Source organism: Lutispora sp. QWL-02 (assembly GCF_058315355.1).
On the sequence record NZ_CM177762.1, the window covers coordinates 1,346,343 to 1,365,218 of the forward strand.

The 18,876-nt window shown below is 35.5% G+C and carries 19 protein-coding genes and 1 pseudogene; 18 read left to right on the forward strand and 2 right to left on the reverse strand.

Annotated elements, in window-relative coordinates:
• Positions 1-24 precede the first annotated feature (24 nt).
• The 15 genes from AC4HCY_RS06180 (at position 25) to AC4HCY_RS06250 (ending at position 14,813) form a co-directional block, all read left to right on the forward strand.
• Complete coding sequence (locus AC4HCY_RS06180) at positions 25-657, forward strand: stalk domain-containing protein (RefSeq protein ID WP_491095595.1); 633 nt, start codon at positions 25-27, stop codon at positions 655-657.
• Positions 658-769: 112 nt separating this feature from the next.
• Positions 770-3,724: a phage tail protein gene (locus tag AC4HCY_RS06185; RefSeq protein WP_491095596.1), complete on the forward strand. Its 2,955-nt coding sequence runs from the start codon at positions 770-772 to the stop codon at positions 3,722-3,724.
• A gap of 12 nt (positions 3,725-3,736) precedes the next feature.
• Entirely contained in the window at positions 3,737-4,084 is a 348-nt protein-coding gene (locus AC4HCY_RS06190) for a DUF6711 family protein (RefSeq protein WP_491095597.1), read from the forward strand.
• Between the two features lie 8 nt (positions 4,085-4,092).
• On the forward strand, positions 4,093-5,721 hold the full coding sequence (locus tag AC4HCY_RS06195) for a hypothetical protein (RefSeq protein WP_491095598.1): 1,629 nt from the start codon (positions 4,093-4,095) through the stop codon (positions 5,719-5,721).
• A gap of 1 nt (position 5,722) precedes the next feature.
• The gene (locus AC4HCY_RS06200) at positions 5,723-6,121 is read left to right on the forward strand and encodes a hypothetical protein (protein ID WP_491095599.1); all 399 of its coding nucleotides are present in this window, start codon (positions 5,723-5,725) and stop codon (positions 6,119-6,121) included.
• Positions 6,122-7,021 carry a tail fiber protein gene (locus AC4HCY_RS06205; protein WP_491095600.1) on the forward strand — a complete coding sequence of 300 codons (900 nt, stop codon included), beginning with the start codon at positions 6,122-6,124 and terminating at the stop codon, positions 7,019-7,021.
• Positions 7,022-7,035: 14 nt separating this feature from the next.
• Positions 7,036-7,980 carry an NHL repeat-containing protein gene (locus AC4HCY_RS06210; RefSeq protein WP_491095601.1) on the forward strand — a complete coding sequence of 315 codons (945 nt, stop codon included), beginning with the start codon at positions 7,036-7,038 and terminating at the stop codon, positions 7,978-7,980.
• Positions 7,981-7,999: 19 nt separating this feature from the next.
• Positions 8,000-8,302 carry a hypothetical protein gene (locus tag AC4HCY_RS06215; RefSeq protein WP_491095602.1) on the forward strand — a complete coding sequence of 101 codons (303 nt, stop codon included), beginning with the start codon at positions 8,000-8,002 and terminating at the stop codon, positions 8,300-8,302.
• Between the two features lie 11 nt (positions 8,303-8,313).
• Positions 8,314-8,451, forward strand: coding sequence for a hypothetical protein (locus AC4HCY_RS06220; protein ID WP_491095603.1), 138 nt, complete (start codon positions 8,314-8,316; stop codon positions 8,449-8,451).
• A gap of 170 nt (positions 8,452-8,621) precedes the next feature.
• Positions 8,622-10,601 (forward strand): hypothetical protein, encoded by a 1,980-nt coding sequence (locus AC4HCY_RS06225; protein WP_491095604.1) that lies wholly within the window; start codon positions 8,622-8,624, stop codon positions 10,599-10,601.
• 83 nt (positions 10,602-10,684) lie between these two features.
• Complete coding sequence (locus AC4HCY_RS06230; RefSeq protein ID WP_491095605.1) at positions 10,685-10,951, forward strand: hemolysin XhlA family protein; 267 nt, start codon at positions 10,685-10,687, stop codon at positions 10,949-10,951.
• A gap of 28 nt (positions 10,952-10,979) precedes the next feature.
• Positions 10,980-11,309, forward strand: coding sequence for a hypothetical protein (locus AC4HCY_RS06235; protein WP_491095606.1), 330 nt, complete (start codon positions 10,980-10,982; stop codon positions 11,307-11,309).
• A gap of 12 nt (positions 11,310-11,321) precedes the next feature.
• Positions 11,322-11,996, forward strand: coding sequence for a hypothetical protein (locus AC4HCY_RS06240; RefSeq protein ID WP_491095607.1), 675 nt, complete (start codon positions 11,322-11,324; stop codon positions 11,994-11,996).
• 211 nt (positions 11,997-12,207) lie between these two features.
• Positions 12,208-13,281 (forward strand): hypothetical protein, encoded by a 1,074-nt coding sequence (locus AC4HCY_RS06245; RefSeq protein ID WP_491095608.1) that lies wholly within the window; start codon positions 12,208-12,210, stop codon positions 13,279-13,281.
• Positions 13,282-13,319: 38 nt separating this feature from the next.
• Complete coding sequence (locus tag AC4HCY_RS06250; RefSeq protein WP_491095609.1) at positions 13,320-14,813, forward strand: hypothetical protein; 1,494 nt, start codon at positions 13,320-13,322, stop codon at positions 14,811-14,813.
• Between the two features lie 537 nt (positions 14,814-15,350).
• On the opposite strand, the gene AC4HCY_RS06255 is transcribed toward AC4HCY_RS06250, so the two are convergent.
• On the reverse strand, positions 15,351-15,488 hold the full coding sequence (locus tag AC4HCY_RS06255) for a hypothetical protein (RefSeq protein WP_491095610.1): 138 nt from the start codon (positions 15,486-15,488) through the stop codon (positions 15,351-15,353).
• A gap of 371 nt (positions 15,489-15,859) precedes the next feature.
• On the opposite strand from AC4HCY_RS06255, the gene AC4HCY_RS06260 reads away from it, so the two are divergent.
• From AC4HCY_RS06260 to AC4HCY_RS06270, 3 genes are read left to right on the forward strand one after another with little or no spacing between them, the layout of a single operon-like run.
• Positions 15,860-16,330, forward strand: a complete 471-nt coding sequence (locus tag AC4HCY_RS06260; protein WP_352417795.1) for a DUF6431 domain-containing protein — start codon at positions 15,860-15,862, stop codon at positions 16,328-16,330.
• Between the two features lie 45 nt (positions 16,331-16,375).
• On the forward strand, positions 16,376-17,728 hold the full coding sequence (locus tag AC4HCY_RS06265) for a DDE-type integrase/transposase/recombinase (protein WP_352417796.1): 1,353 nt from the start codon (positions 16,376-16,378) through the stop codon (positions 17,726-17,728).
• Positions 17,721-18,521, forward strand: a complete 801-nt coding sequence (locus AC4HCY_RS06270; RefSeq protein ID WP_352417797.1) for an ExeA family protein — start codon at positions 17,721-17,723, stop codon at positions 18,519-18,521. Before AC4HCY_RS06265 ends, AC4HCY_RS06270 begins: the two co-directional genes overlap by 8 nt.
• Positions 18,522-18,636: 115 nt before the next feature.
• Here AC4HCY_RS06270 and AC4HCY_RS06275 read toward each other — a convergent pair.
• Positions 18,637-18,819: pseudogene (locus AC4HCY_RS06275) on the reverse strand (type II toxin-antitoxin system HicB family antitoxin); the annotation flags it as partial.
• Positions 18,820-18,876: the final 57 nt, after the last annotated feature.

Below are 18,876 nucleotides of genomic sequence, written 5' to 3' on the forward strand. Positions count from 1 at the left end.
ATTACTATCAAGGGAGGAGTAATTGTGAAAAAAGAGTTAAAAGGCTTTGCAATTGGCTTAATAGTAACAATTCTGTTAATCAGTACAGTTCTTGCCGGAGGTGTTAAGCAAACAATAGAGGTAGTATTAAATTCTGTTAATCTAACCGTAAATGGTAAAAAAGTAGAGGCGGATAATATTCTTTATAAGGAAGCCACATACGTACCAATTAAAGCAATAGCGGAAGCATTAGGGAAGGATGTAGTATGGGATTCAAAAACTAACACTATAAACATAAATGATAAGGTTGCTGAAAAAAATGAAGGCATTCCTATAAAAGTCGAAGAACTTCCATATAAGATAACAATACTAGAACCAAATTCCATAGGGACTAGATATATGCAAGCGACATATACCAATAAATCAAAGTATCCAACAACAGGAATATCAATAACAGTTCTGTTAAAAGACAAAAACGAAAAAACATACTTAACAAATTATGATACCGTTATGCCGGGAGAAACCTCCCCAATATTTGAGACGTTTGCACCACCTTCTGGGAAATATGACGATATTGAAATATTAAAAATAGAGATTCGAGCATCGAAGGAAGATGGAAAGACAATATCTATAGAATATGATAATAAGTTAAAAAAATATGATTATATGGAATATTAGGCTGTAAGGCATCCAAATTGTCTTTTAGTAAAATAATAAAAATTATATAAGCTTAAGCACTTACTTTTTAGTAGGTGCTTTTTCTATGCTCAGAAATAGGAGGTGAGATTAGATGACAGATGAAGCAACAAGTATAGGCAAAATACAGCTCGATATTGAGATAACCAAGTCCAGCATTGCCAGAGAGATGGAAGGGCTTAGCAAAGCTTTTAATAGTGGCATTAAAGGCTCATTCGGAAATATCGGGGGCCAGATGACAGGCTTTATTAAAAGCACTATTGGTGGTATGCTTAATAGTTTTAAATCTTTTAGTCAAGTAGGCTCTGAATCCAATAAGAAGATAGCACAAAGTACAGATGATATAAGCATTAAAATGCAGCAGTTAGTCAATCAAATGGAGAGCGCTACTAATAGAGCTGAAATGCATAGACAAAAGCTATTAGAATTACAAGCTCAATACGATAGACTGAGTCGAATGGGTATGGGTGACAGCGATAAAGGTAGAAAGCTTTTGGACCAGATAACTCTTACCGAGGATAAGGTTAACCGTTATGGCGCTGTGTCTGATAGAACTAGATTTAAAATAGAGCAACTAGAGCAGTCCATGGCAAACTTAGGAGATGCGGCAAACAAATCAAATAGAGGGTTTAAAAATGCGGAAGAGGGCTCCAAGAAAGCCGGGAGAAGTTTTAAGCTATTTGGAAATCAAGCTAATAAATCATCATCTAAAGTCGGCGGATTTGCAGCAATGATAAGCAGATCCTTTAGGACTGTGCTGAGAAGGTTGTTTGTCTACAGCCTAATCCTTAAGAGCATCCGAGGAATGATGAATTATATGAATGCCGGTCTTAAAACAAATAAACAGTTTGCATCATCATTAAATGTCATTGGGACTAATCTTAGGGTGGCTTTTCAGCCTATATATGACTTCATTTTACCGGCTTTGAATGCCTTGATGAAAGGAATTGCAACAGTAACAACATATATAGCCATTGCAATATCGGCTTTATTTGGAAAAACATATAAACAATCTTATGATTCTGCTAAAGGCATAGAAACTGCAAAGAAAGCTATGGCCGGATATGGCGGTGCTGCTAAAAAAGCCGGCAAGGAAGCAAAAGGAGCTTTGGCTGGGTTCGATGAAATTAATCAACTAGACCTTAGCAAAGATGAAGATGGTAATGAAGGCTTTGAAATGACCATGCCCGATACTTCCACGGTTAACCTAACCGGATTTGAAAAGTTTAAAGGTATGTTGCAGCCTACAATAGATTCTTTGAAAACTCTAGGTTTGGCACTAGAACCGCTGAAGAGTTTTGTGGCACAGGGATTAAGAGACTTTTATAATGATTTCCTAAAACCAGTTGGCCAATGGACCTTTGGAGAAGGATTGCCAAGACTTATAGATGCTATGACAAAAGGAATTGCTAAAATAAATTGGCAGCCCATAAAAGATGGATTGAATAACCTTTGGGCCGCATTAACGCCTTTTGCTATAAATGTAGGTGAAGGCTTGCTTTGGTTCTGGGAAAATGCATTAGTGCCCCTTGGCACTTGGGTATACAACGAAATAGTACCGAGATTTCTAAGGATACTAGCAGGAGCAATTAAAATATTAAATGAGGTAATTGATGTATTAAAGCCTCTAGGTAAATGGTTATGGGATAAATTTTTAAAACCTTTAGCTGAATGGACTGGAGGCGCTATAGTAGATATTTTAGATGGAATAGCTTATGCGTTTGAGGCAATAGCAGATTATATTAGCGGTATACAGGAGGTGATTGCAAATTCTAATGGCTTTTTAGATGCACTTGTAAATGTGGGAGTTTATTTAGTCAAGGGCTTGTTTAATGGTATCATATCAGCTTTATCTGGCATAGGCCAGTGGCTATGGAATAACCTTGTAAGTCCAATAATAAATTGGGTTAAAAAGTTATTTGGTATAGCTAGCCCGTCAAAAGTATTTGCAGAGATAGGTATTTGGTTAATAGAAGGGCTTTTGCAAGGGATTAGCAGCACATGGAGAATAATAAAGGATTTTTTCACTATAGCATTAGATAATTTAAGAATCTTCTTTGAAGAAACGTGGAGTAATATAAAAATAAAGGCAGAGGAGATATGGAACGCCATAGCTGAATTCTTTGTATTGTTATGGGAAGGAATAACTACAACTTTAACCGAAGCTTGGAATGCTATTGTAGAGTTTTTATTAGGTTTGTGGAACGGATTAAGTGAAAGCGCAATAGTAATATGGACGGCTATTAAAGTTTTCTTTGAAGAGACATGGACAGCTATTAAAACGACTATAGAGGTAGTTTGGAACAATATTAAAGAATTCTTTGTTATTACATGGAATCATATCAAAGCCAAGACAGAAGAAGCATGGAATGCTATTAAAACATTTTTGATAGAGCAAATATGGAATCCAATTAAAACTAATGCCACTACCATATTTAATAACATAAAAGATATAATCTCAAATATTTTCAATACGATAAAGTCTATAACTTCTACTATCTGGAATGACATAACATCAGGTTTAAAGGAATCCTTTGATACTATATATAATAATTCAGTTACTATATTCAACAAAATGAAAGACTTTATTAAAGGGATAACTGATAGTATAGAAGGATTCTTTAAGGCTATGGTTAATGGTGTGATTAGGGCATTAAACTCTATGATCAATGGTCTAAACAAGCTGAATGTAGATATTCCTGATTGGGTTCCCGGGATAGGAGGAAAGTCATTAGGCTTTAATATTCCGAATATACCGTACCTGGCTAAAGGCGGTATTGTAGATCAGCCTACACTTGCAATGGTTGGTGAAAGAGGGAAGGAAGCAGTAGTTCCATTAGAGAATAATACAGAATGGATGGATAAGTTAGCAAGTGTATTAATTAGTGCTTTAATGGGAGCTATGCAATTAAGCAATAGTGGTCAGACATCAGGAGAAAGCGGAGATATCATACTGCAAATAGATGGAGTAACAATAGGAAGGATATTAGGGCCTATCATGAATAAGGAAAAAGGCAGAATAGGCGATCCGGTAATACAACCAATATAGGAGGTGTAGGTCATGTTAACAGTAGATGGTGTAGATTTGCCTACACCTACTTCATATACTCCTGATTTTGAGGAATTAAGCAAAGCTGAAAGAAATGCTAATGGTATGATGATTAAAGAAGTTATAGCATATAAATACAAGTTGAATGTTACCTGGAAGAAACTAACCCAAGAAGAGTTAACTATACTAATGAACGTTAAAAGGAAAAACTTTTTTTCATTAGAGTTCATTGATATGGATACCGGAAGGCCAGTAACAGGAACCTTTTATGCAGGCACTCCCACAGCAAATGCAATGGAATATAAAAATGGCAGGATTGAGCATTGGCTTGATGTAAAAATGAACTTCATAGAAAGGTAGGTGCGACAATGATAAAAGTAAGTCAACAGTATAAGCAGGCAGTATATGCGCCTACTAGAAGAACAAGCGCTAAAGTATCCTTTGAAATATTTGATAACCCGGCATATGAGGATAATACCAGTACTGTAACCAGTGAAGCTACCCTGAGCCGGAAGCAGCAATTAACAAATAAAATACGATCCATGACACATAAGTATGCTACCTTTGAGCGAGATTATTTCAAACTTGATGGTAGCTTTCATATTCCACCTAAGAGCAGTGAAGGCAATAGTGAGCTAGGCTGGTGGAGCGGTGATATATGTGATGAAAATGGAGTATTTAATCTCTACCAGGTACTGGAGTTTAACTTTACAGAAGAGCATAATTCAATGGGTTTGACTATCTCCTTTGACACTATGGCCAATGAATATGCCAGTGATTTTGATATTGAAGTATACAGATTGAATGGTGCCTTAATACACAAGGAAATAGTTGCAAACAATAGTGCTCCCCTTTATGTACTTGTAAAAGGACTAGACAATTACGGAAGGATAAAGATTATCATAAAAAAATGGGCTAAGCCATATCGCCGGGTAAGGATAACAGAAGTGGATTTTGGTGTAATCAAAGAATACAAGGGTGATAAGCTAATTAAGCTTAACATTATAGAAGAAATGAATATTATAAGCGATAAAATCCCCAGTAGTGAACTAAAATTTATCATAGATAACAGCAGCAAAGAATTCAATATCCTTAATCCGGAGGGTTTTTATCGCTTCCTGAAAGAACGCCAGGAGGTAAAGGCTGCCATAGGTGTAGCGATTGCAGAAAATGAATTTGAATATATCGGCATGGGTAAATTCTATCTAACTGATTGGCAAAGTGATGAGGGGGCCCTTACAACGACTTTGGTCGCCAGAGACATATTTGAGCTCTTGGACCAGAAAGAATATACAAGCATAACCAACACTAATCTTTATGACTTAGCAGAAGATATATTGGTTAAAGCAGGGGTTGAGAACTATTATATTGATGAAGAATTAAGAAGCATTAATACGACTGGATTCCCTAAAAAGCTAACGGCTAGAAAAGCCCTGCAGCATATAGGTATAGCCGGAAAAGCTGCCGTATACCAAGATAGGCAAGGCGTATTGCAAATAAAACAATTCAAAGTATTGGATGAAAGAGATACACAATATATTTATTTTGCCGGTCCTGATATGTTTACAGGGATGATATATCCTATGGTGGATGAAGGTTATGACATGAAAAATATAACCTTTGATAATGTCTACAAGGAGCCACAGATAAAGCTTGATAAGCTGCTATACTCTTTGACTATGGTGATAAATGGAGCGGTAAAAACAGAGACTGTTTTTTATAATCCAGGGATAAAAGAAGGCTCAGCGCTAAAATGCGATAACCCTTTGATTAATACAGTTGAGCATGCACAAGAGATTGCAGAATGGATTATATCAGAATACAACCTAAGAGCTCTATATAATATCAACTGGAGGCAGAATCCTTGTCTTGAATGTGGGGATATTGTATTAGTTGAAGATAGCTTCCAGGCTAAGAAACAATCTCGAATCACCAAGCAGGAATTTGAATATACCGGTTATTTATCTGGCAGGACCGAGACCAAAGGAGGGGTATAATATGGCGTGGATACCTCTTAAGATAGATTGGAAAAAAGACGATGATTATAACTTTCAGGATCTTAATAGAGTCGAAAATAATACAGAAGTAATTGCAGCAATGATAAGCATATTTGGTTCAGCACCGGTTATCTCAATAATTAAAAATCGAGATATGAAATACATTGAATTTGCTGATAGCTTAAACCGGATAGAAGGTAATATAAATCTGTTAGCACAAAGATATAAGCCTGCAGGGTGGATAGAGAATAAACTTAGTTGGAAAGCCAATGATCCTTTTAGTTATGGAGATGCAATAAGGTTAGAAAAGAATTTAGCCTTGTTGCATTTTTATTATCAGGGAAATGCTGATAACTTTAGGCATTGTGGCTCTTATATCTGTGGAGAGGAAGTGATATAGATGGCCTATCAAAAAACTATATGGAAGAATAGAGAAGTAGAAAAGCCCAGGACCTTTACGATGCAAAATAACCCGGATGGAACCATAACGCTCATCCCAGCAGAAGGGCAAATAGTTGAAGCTGGCACCCCTATAATTGCGGTAAACATGAATAATATGGAGGACGGGATTGAAGCAGCTCATAATTCAATTGATGTGCATAAGACAGAAGATGACGCATCTACAGCTAAAAAAGGGCATGTACAACTAACTGATAGCGTAACATCTACCTCAGTAACTACTGCAGCAACACCCAAAAATGTTAAGGCAGCATACGATTTGGCTGCTGCCGCCATACCGAAATCTCTTGCTACGGCAGCGAATGATTTTTTAGTTGCTTCTGGAGCTGGAGCATGGGTTAAAAAGACGTTGACAGAAGTAAAGACTCTGCTTGGTTTAAAATCAGCAGCTTATACAGAAAGCAGTGCATATGCAACAGCAGCGCAAGGCGCAAAAGCAGATAATGCAATACCAAATACCCGAAAGGTTAATAATAAAGCCTTATCAGCAGATATTAGCTTAACTGCGTCTGATGTAGGTGCCGCGGCAGCAAATCCATCATTAATAGGTGTGCCAAGTAGTAGAACCCTAGCATTATCTGATGCGGGCGCCGTTTTAAGTTGTAATAATTCGTCTGCTATAACTATTAGTATACCGCTTAATTCTTCTGTAGCTTTTCCAATAGGAACGGAAATAGCTATAATAAGACAAACTACAAGTGATGTATCAATATCTCCGGCAAGCGGTGTAACATTAAATAGTGATGGCGGTAAACGCAAAATAAAAGCGCAGTATAATTCTGCAGCAATAAAGAAGATATCTACGGATACGTGGATCTTAGTTGGCAATTTAGCAGTGTAGGGGGGCGTTTGCATATGAGCTTGTTAATCAATTTTGGCATAATGGCAAGCAATAAGGCATTAGATGATATATATATATTTTGTCATGACGGCAGAGCAGAAAAAATAAATGCAGATGGAATAAATATGTGGCGTAAAAAAGATTTGGGCGGGGGAAGCGCAATAGCAGCAAATCCAAAAGGCGGCGTATATGTTTCGCAATGGAAACAGCAATCTCCTATAATAAGATATGATGATGACGGTAACACGATATTTAGTGTAACCTCCAATGATTTAGTATATATTGGTGTGCTTGATGCAGATGAATATTTTCTAGGTTCAAATTTGCCGACATTTACAAGAGTCAGCCCCTCAGGGGATATAACTTATCCATCATTCAGCGATGCTTATGGTAATCTTTGTAGGTCGATAGATGCAGATAAAGATAGATATATTTATCTGGGCATCGATAAGAGTGTTAAAAAGAATAATCTCAATGGTACGTTGATTTGGTCAAGTGCTGTAACAAATTCACTTGGTGGTAATAGTGTACGTACTGATGGAAAAGGAAATGTATATGTGAGACATGGGGAATATTATAATAATATGGTAAAGAAATTAAGTTCGGCGGGTGCTCAATTATGGTCAAAAAGTTTTTTGGAAAACGGAAGTATTGGTGCCTTAGAAGTTGATAAAGACTTCGTATATGTGTACACAGGAGAAAAAATATTTAAAAAAATCAACGCAAGCGGTGCAGAAGTTATGAATATTGATTTATCAAGTTTAAATAATGTTACTTATATTACGGTTGATTCAAACGGATATATATATATTGCTCTATATGGTAAAGTACGAAAATATTCTTCCGATGGGACTTTTATTTGGGAATATGTATCGACTGCATTTGGTGGTTCTGGTTTTAATCCAGCTTCACTTGACGTTAGTTGCGGAAGAATCGGTGTATTCACTTCAGAATGGTAATTTTAAGGAGGTATAAAATATGTATTTAATAAAAGGAACTTCAATAAATGAGGAAAAATTAGCAGTTGAAATATATTATAACCTAGAAGCGCCTGAAAATGCTCACAAATCTGTAGAAAATGGTATATTAGTAGAATCTATATTGCCTTATCCCTCCCCGAAGCGTGGAAAGTCATACATCCACTATGTCAATCCACAGACAGCAGAACAATGGCACGAAGAGTTTGATAGGCCGCTTACACAAGAAGAAATTTTGGAGATTCAAAGCGAAAAAATAGATTTGTTACTACAAATGCAAATGGCCGCTCAAAATATAATTTAGGAGGCATAGATATGACAATAGTAGATATATTGATTGACTATATTGAAAAAGGTGTAATCAACTATAAAACAAATCTACCTTTTACTAAGGAAGATATTAAGGATGCCGGAATAAAGGCAGAGGTTGAATCAAGGTTAGCTTCGTCTTAGAGTAATATTGCGATTCATGGATGGAGGGTCGAGGTACCCTCCATAATAATCTGTATGCGTTTTGATATTATGGTAATAATTAGTATGAGGCTATAATATAATACACTAAATTTAACATGTATAGGTTAATATAGATAAAAATGTAGAAAAAAGGAGGTGGTTATGCTACAATGAAAAACGGGGTGTTGATTAATATGAAAAACTCTGATGCTCTTGTTACAATTGCTATGTTATCAGCATTGTTAAAAAAGGAAAATAAAGAATACTTGGATATAATAGCGCCTTTTGTACTTAAACTGCTACCTAAAAAACAAGATGAAAAAGTTAATAAGTTAAAAATACTAGAGGATTTAAATAAAGAGTATGGCTTTGAAGATATGCCTGCAAATGTACTGTCATCCATACTTTCTCGCCTTACAAAGAGCAAAATTGGAGTACTGTACAGATCCGATGGAGAATTTTATGTTAAAAAAGTATTTAACTCTACTAATTTTGATGATAATCGCCTCAAAATGAAAGAGCTTATTGAAAATGTGCTGAACAAGATGATTGAATACTTTAGATGCAATACCCAATTTAAGTCAATCTCTAGAGAAGAAGCACAGAATAGATTTATTTTGTTTTTGAATTATTATGGTTTTTCTGTTATTAAAGATGTTACAGATTTAAAATGCATTACAACAAATACAGATCAAAATAATTATCTTGTTGCAAGATTCATCTTGGAAGAGTATAAGAATGATACGATAGTTTTTCATAATTTATTGGAGATAATTAAAGGATTCTTGGTATATAAGTCCATATACTTTTTTAGCACTGAACAGAAAAAGGCAATTAAATCAAAACTTAAAGAAACGGTTGTGTATTTTGATACACGTTTATTGATCTATGCGCTAGGATATAATAGAGAGGAAGATAAGCTTGCTACTAGGGAGCTCATTCGACTTATTTATGAAAATGGTGGTGAAGTTAAAACTTTTACGCATAACAAAGATGAGGTTGCAGGAATTTTAACAAAATATGCTAAAGATAAAGATTCAAGGAATAGCTTAAGCCTTGATTATCTGAATGCAAATGGCTATGATGAAACCGATGTGATTAGATTACGTGATTCATTAGTAATTAATCTTGAAAAAAATAAGATCCAAGTAGTTGATACTCCAGAATATGGAACCGTTGAAGGACATAATGTAAAAGATAAAGGTTTTTTAGATTTACAAGAACTGAAAGATAAGTTGGATCTAAATTTCCGTAACATTGGTAAGTTTCCTAAGGATACTAGCATTGAGAATGATATAGAATCAATTTCAGCTATAAGTAGACTTAGAGGCAAAGCTTGCTCTTATAGCATCGAGGATTGCAAAGCGATATTTGCGACAACTAATATTGTAATACTTCGGACGTTATATGAGCTCTACAATGAACGATTTTTTAAAGGGGAAATTTGCTTTGCGATAACAGATGTTGATTTGACTTCAATACTATGGTTAAAAAGTTTTGATAAACAAACAAATTTACCGTGTCTTAAGCTACTTGAAAATGCTTATGCTGCATGTTGCCCTTCTCCAGAAGTAATGGCTTCTTTCATTGAAAAAGTTATTCAATTGGAGAGAGAAGGGAAAGTAACTAATGAAGAAGCACTTCTAATGAGAACACAACACTCGATTAAGGAAGATATTGTTGAGCTTACAGAAAACAACCCTGATAAAATTACCCCTGGTTTAGTTATGAAAGTAAAAGAACGATTTATTAGCGAAATAAATAAAGAAAATCAAGCTAAAATTGATGCACTAGCCAAGGAAAATCTTGAATACAAAAAAAGGAAAACTCAAGCCTATGAGAAAGCGGAAAATGATGCAAGACTTAAGAGTTCAAACTTAGGGAAAAATTTAACTTGCGCGATAAAACCCATGTTTGGAATAATTGGATTTATAGCTGTATTGGTATTAATATATAGCTATGCTATTACTAATTATAAGCTAATTGTTGTAAGTGTAATTCTTGCAATTTTTAGTGTTTTAGGAATCATTGACACTATTAAAAATAAATATGGCGTGGTATTAAAATATATAGCAGATATTGAAAGAAAATATTTCGATAAATTATATGGGCAAAAGGTTGAAGAATTAAAAAAATATTATCCATCATAAAAGCAGCCAAGACTAATTTGCATGAATGAGCTTACGAAAGTAGGCTCTTTTATATTTCTCAAATTTAAATATGGAGGTGCAATATGGATGAGATGATTTGTAAAGAAAGACATAAGAGTATAGACAAAAGGCTTGATACTCAAGACACTAGACTAAACGCGCATGCACAACAATTAGATCAATTGATTGTATCGGATGCGACAAATAAAACGGCAATAGGAAATCTGTGTAAGCAGATTGCAGACTTGGTAAATACGATACGGTGGTTAATCGGAATCCTTGTAGTGCCTATATTAGGCGGTATAATAGGATTCTTTTTTTATGCAGCTCAAAAGGGATTGCTCAAATAATAAATATAAAAATGTGGAGGTATGAAAAATGTTAGAAAGTTACATTATTATAGGTCTTACAATCGCCTTGGTAGAAATAATTAAAACGTTTACTTGGTTAAGCACGCCCCGGGGAAAATTGACGGTGCCGATTTTGGTGTTTTTAGTAGCCGGTGGACTAAATGTACTTAATGCTTTTATTTTCGGTGGAATGCTGCTTCTGACCGCCTTAAAAGATGGGCTCACGCTGGGAGCTGTGGCAGGCGGATTATATTCGATGGGGCAGACGTATTTGACAAAAAATAAGCATCCGGAGCTTGAACCTTTGATAGAACTGCAGACCAATTATAGAGATGGTTCTCCAGTCAAAATTGAGTAGGCGGTGATAGCGGTGGCAAAGACGAATATTGGCCTTGTTGAGTATGCAAAAAAAGCACTAGAACAAAAATGGGGCTATGTGTGGGGCACATTTGGCTATGTGCTTACAGAGGCACTATTCAAGGAAAAACTTGCTCAATATCCTGATCATGTAGGCCCGTTTAAGAATTTTATTGCTGCTAATTGGCTTGGCAAAAGGGTAACAGATTGCGTAGGGCTCATAAAATCATATCTTTGGTATAACGAATCATCAGGGAAAATACAGTACAGCCTTACTACTGATAAAAACGCAAATGATATGTACTACTTGGCGAAAGAAAAGGGATCCTTGAACACTATGCCGGAGATACCTGGTCTTTGCCTTTGGAAAAAGGGACATATAGGCATATACATCGGTGGTGGGCAAGTCATTGAAGCAAAGGGTACGAGATATGGCGTTGTACAGACGCCTTTGAAGGGTGTGGGGGCAAATGCTTGGACTCACTGGCTGAGATATCCAGGCATTCAATATATAGAAGCACCTAAGCCTGAGCCGGTAGTAAAAGAAGAGAAAGTAAGCCCCTGGGCAAAGGAAGCTGCAGCCTGGGTAAGAGAAAAAGGCATATCAGATGGCACCAGGCCCAAGGATACTGTTACCCGAGAAGAAGTTTGGACCATGTTGCATAGGTTAAATAAAATAAATATATGAAATTACATTGATTACAGTAGTACGACATGAGTAATGTAAGCATATAAATTATTCTATATTAACCAATGTGTTAATGTAGTAAAATATTAACTAATGGGACTTATTTTCTAAAGAAACTATAGCAAATTAATTGTCGAATAATGCTGAACGGTTATTGTAGGACTTTTGCCCCTTTTGACGAATTTTAAAAAGAAAAGGGGGAAGTTATATAATGGCTGAAATGGTATTATACAAAGATGTGCATATTATAGATTATGAGGAAAATAGGATTATTCATAAAAATGTAACTGATGACTTAAATGGATACATTATTAACTTAGTGAAGAGGATAGAGGACAGTAATAGGCTCCAATTCTTTAAGACTGAAGATGAAACAAAACAAGTAATTAGTAATATAAAATCTATAGTCAGTAATTTGGAAGAGGGTAATACGCAAAATATACCTAATAGGGTGATAAGCATAGCAAATAGGCTATTAGAGAAAGAAATTGAAGCTCAAAAAAAGGTAGAAAGGCTTGGCGTAAATGTAAAAAGAGGGAGCCTATTACAAACTATTTTTTACGATAATATAAAAGAAGAATACAATTACTTAATTACTAAAACTGAGCATAATAAATACATGGAAGAAACAGAGTTTAGTATACAAAGTGGATTTAAAATTGATAATGAAAGTTTATGGAAGTCATGCTTAGTTCAAATTAATAAGGAAGATAGTCATTTCAAAATTGGAGATATTAAAGTATATCTGGATAACAATGCTACATACTGGCATAAAGATTTTTTAGAAGTTGTGCCGTTAAGAAAAGATCAGCAAAATACAAAACAGTTGTTTTCATACGTTGAGAGAATATTAAAAAAAGATATTTACAAAGAAAGCAAGCAAGATTATTTTGTTTTGAGAAACAGTTTAATTAACTATATAAGGAGCAAGGATCTAATCGATTATCATAATTTGGTTGAAGATATATTCGAAGCATATAAATGTGAAGAACTATGTGATGAATCTAAAGATAAGCTGATTAAGGATTTAATAGAGTTGCCTAATAAAGATAAATTTGATATTCAATTTAAACCAGACCCTTCGGCTCTTAACGTGAGGATAATAAAACAAACCTATGAGCTAAGTGAGGATATAGAATTAGTTATCAAGGATTCAACTAATATTATTGATAATATTAGTTCAGAATCTGATATACTTGGAAATAAATATATTAAAATTAAAACAAATAATATTGATGCATACGAGACATTTCTTTCTAAACAGATTGAATGTAATATAATGTAGTGTAAATACCATATAAATACATTTAAGGGGGTGAATAAATGTCTTTATTTGAATTATTACTAAGTAAATTTAATTATGACGATATAAGAATACTCGAGAATATTAGTGAAGTAAATATTGAATTTAATGTAGATTCAGTAGATATAGCTTGGGATGAGATTACAAATATAATATCTCAATATCCTTCAAGAGATTGCCTGAGGTTAAATGTGAGTTTGAGTACAGACGACTATTCTTATATATTATATAAAGATGGAATTTTATCTAATTATCCATTGTTTAAAAGCAAAATTACTGAAATACAAAGTTTACAAGATGATGGCGATAAGATAGATATAAATATAAAGATAAATAAAGAAATAATTGATAACTGTGTTTCCATCTATTCAACAGATACATTTATTAATTGGATGACAAGCTTAGATATCAATAGAATCATAGGCCTATTTTCTGAATTATATAATGCTAGAAATACTCTAACATTCATTTCATACGATAAAGATATTGAATTATTCACCAATACATTTAAATTTACTAAGGAAAGCATAAAGGCTAATCAAGAAAAAGTCGATAGAGAATACATTTTGAAATCAAAATATGAGATAATTAATTTGCAAGGTAGTAGTATTAATGTTATTCCGGATGATTTTAACATTATATTTTACTCTTATGAAAATGAAGATTTGTTGATTTTGTTTAACAAAGTAAAAACACTACTTTCTTTGATTCATATAGCAGACTTATCAAAGCTTAATGATGATAATATAGAATTCCAGATAAATGGGTATAGAAGTTCTACTTTTAAATTAGTTTTCAATGAGTTCAAATTTACAGAAATAAATGAATACATATATAAAATTTATAAGTGGATTTATTTAGATGGAAATAAAATAGATAAAGCTGTTATTGCAAGAAATATGATTAGTTTACATTGTAGGTATCATAGTATTCTAGAAATTGGTAAAGAAACTTTTGATTCTATAAAAACTAACTACTCATTTTATCTGAAACAAAATACAGATGATTATTTAGATAAAAAGAAAGAAATATATTTGTCAATAATTAATAAATGTAATGAATTATCAGATGCTATATATAGATTCACAAGCGATCTAAAAACAAATTTCATTGCATATTTTACATATTTAGCTACATTGATAGTATCAAATAGTTTTATGAACGGTAGATTCAAAGATATTTTTACAGAGGAAATAACACTCTTAACTTCTATAATTATATTTGGTTCATTAGTTTATTTTTATGTCTCCATTGTTGAATTAAACAATAAGAATAAAAATATTGAAGATTATATTAAAGATATCAAGGTTGGTTATGGATATATGATTGATGAAATGGAAATAGATAATATTATTAATAATAGTGAAGTATATAAAAATTCTAAAGAAAATTTTTCTAAAAATAGGCTAAAAATTTCAGCTTTATGGATTACATTTGCAGTCTTATTATTTTTAGCTTTAGATTATTTAAGTGGCTCTAATAAATTATTATTCTTTTTTAACTTTTTCGAGTAAGTGTTTATAATGCAAAAATTGTTTACAAAACAAGCCTTGGACAAATGGACTAGAGAACAAGAGGAAAAATCAAGAAGTCTTCCAAATAATATATAGAAGAGGATGATCTTATTCCCACACTATTCCCACACAAGTTTTAGGTACATGCAATTTAGTATACCAACATGCTGGGCGTAAACATAGTAATTGCAACACTTATAGGAAATGGCAGAAAGATATATTTTTATAAAAATCGAATCAGTTGGCCGGGGGTTCGAGTCCCTCTGGGCGCACCATCTAAACCTAAATCACTTAAGAAAGTGATTTTTTTTATATAATTGAGTAAGTAATGGGGGACTCGAACGGGGGGATAGCGAAAATGCGACCTATGGAAGCATTTTCCCGCCCAGGCGTGATAGGGAGCAGAGCGACCGGAGCGAGTCCCTCTGGGCGCACCATATAGACTGAAAACACTGCATTCCTGCAGTGCTTATTTTTATATATATTTCTAATTTTCCTATGAAATAAAGGTGTAGTTATGCAACTACACCTAAAATGTTATTTATAATCCTTTATGCCAAGCTGATCCTTCAATGCAGCTTGAAGTGTTTGAGAGAAATTAACCTTTTTATATTCTGCTAATTTATTTAGCCAGTAAGGAATAGTTAAAGTTTTTTTAATAGCTTTGTTAGCCATTTCCTCTCTAATTAATGGCATATATGCTTCAATAGGTACTACAAAAGAACCTTCAGAAACTTTAACATTTTCAGGGCTAGAAGGTACTGGAATGTTTCTGCTAAGCTAAATTGGCTGCTAGTTGCTCAGTGACAATGTCCGGGAGCGGCGAGTTTTGCTCCCTTGTTTTGCCGCAGATAGTTCGTTAGAATACTAGTGAGGATAATTCCATCAACTGGTATTGAGGTGAAATAGAAAGCACCACATTGCGAACTCTCCCCAGCAAGGTAGTTGTCCGTAATGCGGTGCCCCATAAAACATGGTTATAGTAACACATTACGAAACATTTTTCAATGAGAAATTAAATATTTTTCATAAAGAGTAAAGAGCCATTGATCTGTCCTATATGCTCCGGTGAGCTAAAGGTCAGAGATACCAAGTATCGCAAGCTAATATGTACTACTGATGATATTGTTGTAAAGACATATCGATTACGACGATTGCATTGTAAAACCTGCGGCAAGCTTCATACCGAGTTGCCGGACTGCATGCAGCCGTACAAGCATTATGAAGCTGATGCTATTCAAGCTGAGATTGACAGATCTAAAGAAAATCCTAATGCCGATGAAAGTACACTGAAGCGATGGCGTGCTGAGTTTCAAAACCTTAAGGATCATATTGAGGGAACATTGCATGCCTTATGGTCCCGGCATTATGGCGTTAATTATCCTCTTTTCAAGCAGGATTCTTTACTCGATTTTATACGAAAACACGAACCCGGCTGGTTACGCTTTGTCAACAAGGCAATGATCAACAGGGAATTACCGATACACACCCAGTTTGCATTTTGTCCATGGCCATAAAGTATTATGCTCTTCATAGAAAGAAATGAAAGGAGCGGATACTTTATGAAAACACAAGATGCACAAGGTCAAGCGGCTGCCAGGATGATGATTATTATGCCGCTATTAGACGAAAATCTTGATCCCAAAAGTATTGTTGAGCTCAAGAAGAAGCTGGCGGCACAACACGAAATATCCTACCGAACCATCTCCAGATATTATGATGCATATTTAAAGGATGGTTTTGATGGACTTAAACCCAAGCAGATTGCCTCCAAGGAGCACAGCTTGCTTCCAGAGAATTTTCAAGAGATTGTCGATACTGCCATAGAGCTTAGGAGAGAATGCCCTAGCAGATCTGTCAATGATATCATCCGGATTATGGAACTTGAAAACATTGTGCCCCAAGGCAGTGTCAGCCGAAGCACACTTCAGCGGCACCTTCAAAAACGGGGCTTTGGTTCCCACCAGATGAAGATCTATACACAAAAAGGTGTATCAGCAAGACGGTTTCAAAAGTCACAGCGTTGCATGCTTTTCCAAGGAGATATCAAATATGGGCCATATCTATCCATTGGAAAGAATGGTGCAAAAAAGCAGGTGTATCTGTCCGCATTTATCGATGATGCCACCCGATTCATTGTGGCTGCAAAATTCTATGAGCATCAGCAGATTGCAATCATTGAAGATACTTTACGAACTGCCATTATGCAATATGGCAAGCCGGATGCCATCTATGTAGATAACGGCAAGCAATACCGATCAAGCTGGCTTGGGAAAGCTTGCACCCAGTTAGGGATAAAGCTTTTGTTTGCTAAGCCCTATCATCCTGAAGGAAAGGGTAAAATTGAGGCCTTTAACAGGAGAATCGATTCCTTTCTTTCAGAAGTAGCTTTAACGGATGTAAAAACACTGGATGAACTCAACAGATTATTAAAGCTCTGGATTGATGACCATTATCACAAAACACCCCATCATGGGCTTGGCGGCATAACTCCCGAGGTTGCGTTTAAGACAGATAAACGCTCTCTCAAGTTTATTGATATGCGGACTCTTACAGAAGCCTTCCTCCACAGCGAGGAACGTACTGTAGATAAAACCGGTTGCATCAGCTTTGAAGGTAAACGGTATGAAATCGGATTGCAGCTCATCGGCAGAAAAGTTGAAGCTCACTATGATCCGTCTTGGGCTAATGAAATCGAAATCCACCATCCGGATTTTGTCCCCTTCATGGCTAAGGAACAAGTGGTTGGGGAACACTGCGGTACCAGGTCAGGACTTCCTCAACGCATGACTCCGCTTAAGCCTGAGAGTTCGAGATTCCTTGACGGATTAAACAAAGCCAATATATCCGGCCGCACCCGCCAAGATGTTGCTGTTGTATTCAGAAAGAACCGTGAGGTGTCTGACCATGTATGAAGCATTTTTCGAGATGAAGCAGACACCCTTTATCAATAGTATTTCAGTGGATGGACTGTATCTGTCGCCTATGTTAGATGAAACCCTAAGCCGACTTGAGTTTGCAGCAGAAAAACGATTGTTTGCATTGGTCACAGCGGATGTTGGCTGCGGCAAATCCACCGCCATAAGGAAGTTTGCATCTATGTTGTCCAGCGATAAATACCAAGTACTCTATCTGTCTGATTCGAAATTGACACCCAGGTGGTTCTACAAAGGTTTGCTGGATCAACTGGGGGTAGAAGCAAAGTTTTACCGCGGCGATTCCAAACGCCAGCTGCACCAACAACTTGAAATCATACGAGGCGTTCAAGGGAAAAATGTCGTTACAATCGTTGATGAAGCTCATTTGCTGGACAAGGAGACTCTTGAGGAAATACGCTTCCTGATGAACTACAAAATGGACTCTCTAAATCCTATGGCGCTCATCCTTGTTGGCCAGAATGAATTATGGGATAAGCTGAAACTCCAGCGTTATGCCGCTATTCGTCAGCGCATTGATATCAAGTGCGAAATCCCTCAATACGACAGATCCCAGACAGAAGAATACATAGCCGCACATCTTAAATATGCGCAAGGTACATCGGAGATATTTACCGAAAAGGCCATTGATGAAATACATCGATATTCTGCCGGCTCAGCAAGAGCCATCAACAAGGTAGCAACCCATGCACTGATGTTTGCGGCACAGCGTGCCAAGAAGCTTATTGATGATTACATGGTTCGAACTGTTATTGCTGGAGAACTACCGTAGATCATGCCATGGCGGAAGCCATGGCATCCTTTCCGAGTTGCCGCAGCAAATTAAGAGAGCAATTTACGGCGAAAATGGGGAGCAGTTCGTGGGCAAAGGAAGAAATCAACTACACTGGAATATCCTCATTGCCATCTTCTAAATTGTATATATAAAGTTCCAAAGCATCTTTGGCCATATATATAGCCTCTTTAAGGGTATTGCCTTCGGTTATACAACCAGATAAGTCAGGAAATGTTATGCAGTATCCTCCATCGGGTGATGGTTCAAATATAGCTGGGAAGATATAAGCATCCATATAAATCTAAAACCTCCGTTTATTATTTTTATATAATTTATTATAATCCTTTCACAA